This window comes from Dethiosulfatibacter sp. (assembly GCF_983023055.1).
On the sequence record NZ_CEZJXU010000236.1, the window covers coordinates 1 to 3,960 of the forward strand.

At 35.3% G+C, this 3,960-nt stretch carries 4 protein-coding genes; all 4 read right to left on the reverse strand.

Annotation, left to right across the window (positions count from 1 at the left end):
- Window positions 1-1,100, reverse strand: a 1,100-nt coding sequence (locus tag AC3AX0_RS08755) for an NAD(P)-dependent malic enzyme (RefSeq protein ID WP_487549916.1), incomplete at its 3' end; no start/stop codon positions are given.
- Between the two features lie 100 nt (window positions 1,101-1,200).
- On the reverse strand, window positions 1,201-1,869 hold the full coding sequence (locus AC3AX0_RS08760) for a response regulator (RefSeq protein ID WP_487549917.1): 669 nt from the start codon (window positions 1,867-1,869) through the stop codon (window positions 1,201-1,203).
- A 3-nt stretch (window positions 1,870-1,872) separates the two neighbouring features.
- Window positions 1,873-3,456 (reverse strand): ATP-binding protein, encoded by a 1,584-nt coding sequence (locus tag AC3AX0_RS08765; protein WP_487549918.1) that lies wholly within the window; start codon window positions 3,454-3,456, stop codon window positions 1,873-1,875.
- Window positions 3,457-3,479: 23 nt separating this feature from the next.
- Window positions 3,480-3,960: EFR1 family ferrodoxin (locus tag AC3AX0_RS08770; RefSeq protein ID WP_487549919.1), on the reverse strand; the 481-nt coding region annotated here is incomplete at its 5' end.

A 3,960-nucleotide genomic window follows, 5' to 3' on the forward strand; every position in this document is an offset into this window, starting at 1 on the left:
TCGTCAAAGGCTTTAGGAAGGATGAAATCAACATCTAGTCTGTCCCCTACAGCTTCAGCCAGTGCATTTGCTGCTGCAATTTTCATTTCTTCGTTTATGTCTGAGGCTCTCACATCAAGTGCTCCTCTGAAAATCCCTGGGAATGCAAGAACATTATTTACCTGATTTGGAAAATCAGATCTACCTGTTCCTACAATATAAGCTCCTGCTTCCTTCGCAAGATCAGGCATTATTTCAGGTGTAGGATTTGCCATTGGAAGTACTATAGACTTCTCGTTCATTGAAGCAACCATTTCCTTAGAAACAATGTTTGGCGCGGAAACTCCTATGAAAATATCTGTTCCAGCCATTGCATCTGATAAACTTCCATCCTTATTTTCCTTGTTTGTTATTTCAGAAAGCTCTTTTTTATACTTATCCAGGTTTTCCCTGTTTCTGCTGATTATTCCCTTTCGGTCGCACATTAGTATATCTTTAATTCCCATACTGAGAAGAAGCTTTGCAATTGAGTTCCCTGCTGCTCCAGAACCGTTTATTACTGCCTTTACATTCTCTATTTTCTTTCCTACTATTTTAAGTGCATTTACTATTGCTGCTGTAGTTACTACTGCAGTACCATGCTGGTCATCGTGAAATACAGGTATGTTCATTATTTTTTTAAGTTTTTCCTCTATTTCAAAACATCTTGGTGCAGCAATGTCTTCAAGATTGATTCCACCAAATACAGGCTCCATGAGCTGTACCGTTCTTACTATTTCATCTACATCATTTGTTTCTAAACATATTGGGAATGCATCTACATTTCCAAATTCTTTAAAGAGCACACATTTTCCTTCCATTACAGGAATTGATGCAGCTGCTCCTATATCTCCCAATCCTAATACTGCCGAACCGTCTGATACAACTGCAATGAGGTTAGACTTTGCAGTATAGTCATATACTGTTTCAGGCTTTTCATGAATGACCCTGCATGGTTCTGCTACTCCTGGTGTATATGCAGTAGACAAATCGTCCTTGTTTTTCACAGGTACCTTGCTTGTTACCGAAATCTTTCCGACTAGTTTTTTATGCATTTCAAGTGCTAATTTATTATAATCCATTTATATCCTCCATGATTTCACTATTAAATTTACTACTATTGATAATAACACTTTTTTAAATCAAGAAAAAGAATTAATTTATGAAAAAGACTTTTAAATATCAAAAAATCCTATAGAAGCTTTTTGGTCTTCCAACGGTTCCGTATCTAATTGACGAATTTATCCTTTGAGTGCTTTCAAGATATTCAAGGTAACGTCTAACTGTAACCGAACTTATTTCAATTTCTTCCGACAGACTCTCGGCAGTAAATTCGGATTTCTGACAATTATCTGAAATGTATTTCCATATTTTTTCAAGTGTTTTTCTATGCAATCCCTTTGGGAGATCCTTGACAGTTTCTTTTTTCTTAATTAACTTATCAATCTCATCCTGTCTCATGGAGTCTTCCCTGTTGAATGCATTATTTCTTTCCTTGAACTTGTTTAGGGTATCTACAAGCCTTTCGTATTTAAATGGCTTGATCAAATAATCCACTGCACCATATTTAAGTGCTGTATCTATATCATCCCTATCGTCTGAAGCAGTTACAATGATTATATCTGTCTTAATCTGTTTTTTTCTTATTTCCCGAATGAGTGTAAGCCCATCCATGTCAGGCATGTAAATATCAACTATGGCAAGTCCAACATCTTTTCTATCAAGTATTTTAAGGGCTTCGAATCCGTTTTTTGCTATACCAAGGACCTCATACCCCTCTACGCTTTCAACATATCTCTTATTTATATCCCCTACCATTGGATCATCATCTACTATGAGTACTTTAATCATTTTTTACTCCTTGTGTAAAATTATATGGAATTCCGTACCTTCTCCTTCAAAAGATTTCATCTCGACTATCCCGTTCATACTTCTTACGCTCTTCATTGTCAAGAACAACCCTACTCCGGTGTTACCCCTTTTTGTTGTAAAACCTCTATTAAATATTTTCTCCTTGATTTCCGGCTTGATTCCGATGCCATTGTCTTTCACATTTATATTTATTGTACTTTCTGTTTCCAACAATTTCAATTCTACATTTTTACTGTTATTATCTGATATATTTACTGCTTCAAAAGCATTTTCAATCAAATTTCCAATTATGGTGACAAGATTATTATTGAATTCAGATGTTTCATTTGAAAGTTTTGAAATTTTATTCATAGTAAAATTCACGTTAAGTTCATTTGCCCTGCTGAATTTTCCAAGTATAAGGGCTGCAACTGTTCTATTCAATATCCTTTTTGAAACAAGTCCAACAATTTCATCTTGTCTTTCATATGAATCCATTATATACTCTTCAGCCATTTCATAGTCTTTTACATGTAAAAAACCAAGAAGAACATGGAGCTTATTCTTGAATTCGTGCTGGTTTGCTCTCAATGCTTCCACCAACTGATTAACTCCTGTCAATTCTTCAGCCAAATTCATGACTTCCGTCTTGTCAACAAAAGATGCTATTGCACCTATTGTTTCACCATTGTCTTTTATTGAAATACGGTTTGATATATATGCTATATTCTTAATTATTATATCTTCATTAACTTCACTAATACCAGTTTCCAATACTCGTGGCAATTTGGATTCAGGGATCACTTCACTAATACTCTTCCCGATTACCGATTCACTGGATGCTAAAATCTTCATAGACTTCATGGCTGCATCGTTAATCAGTGTAATGTTCTTATCCTTGTCAATTGCAACCAAACCCTCGTTAACAGCATTAAGCATTGCCTCCTTTTCATTGTACAATGCAGCTATTTCAAAGGGTTCTAGGCCTAGTATTGATTTTTTTATATTCCTCGTGAGCAAGATTGTCCCCAATAGTCCCACTAGTAAACCCAATGAAACTGTAAAGAGAGACGAAAGAACAGCCTTTCTTCTTACTTCATCAATATTTTTTGACAATGTCCCTGCACTTACAAAACCGATGAGATTTTTATCATAGTCATAAACTGGAGCAAATGCTCTTAGAGATACTCCTAGTGTTCCCAAAGACTCGGTGTGATAGCTCTCTCCTGTTTTTAGAACCCTGTCCTCATCATCACCTGAAAAAGTCCCTCCTATATTTTCGGGATTCGGATGGGAAAGTCTTACACTGTCAAGGTTTGCAACCGTAATAAATTGAACATTCTCAGTATTTACAAGGATCTCCTGGGTATATTCCTGAACATATTTCGATTCCATGTTCTGAAGACCTTCTATAACAGTCTTGTTCTTGCTTACAGCCTGGGCTAGGTTCATGATATTTTGTTTTGAATAACCATCTATAGTCTTCAATTCATTTGTAACGTTAACTGACGTTGATATTATCATGGATATGAATATCAACAGAATTACAAGTAATGATATTTTTTTTGAAAGACTAATATTTTTCATTATATCTCCCTCCCCCTCTGTAATTAGGATTCTATCTCGTTGTCCTTTATAAGCATTTCCGGATTAAATATTTTTACAGGTCCCTGAAATGGCTTTCCCTTTTTCATATTATGAGGTTTACCATTATATTCTATTGCCTGCACAGGACAAAAATTATAACATCTGATACAGAGTATGCATTCTCCCTTTGCCAGTACCCTATTTCCTGAAACCTCCAGATTGTTTACCGGACAAATATTAACACATCTGTTGCATCTGATACATTTTTCATCATTAATGGATATTTTATTCTTATAAGTCGGGTACATTTTTCTAAAAGGAACCCTCTGCAATAGACCCCCAAGGGTAGAAAATATTGTATATCCTCTCTTGGCTATGATATTCTTTGATATATTCAATGCAAGCTTATCTATCCTCTTTCTATTCTTTTCCAATATTATATCCAACTTTTGTTGGTCGTTTGTATATTTGGAAGGTAAACCGGCCACTTCTACACATATGTTG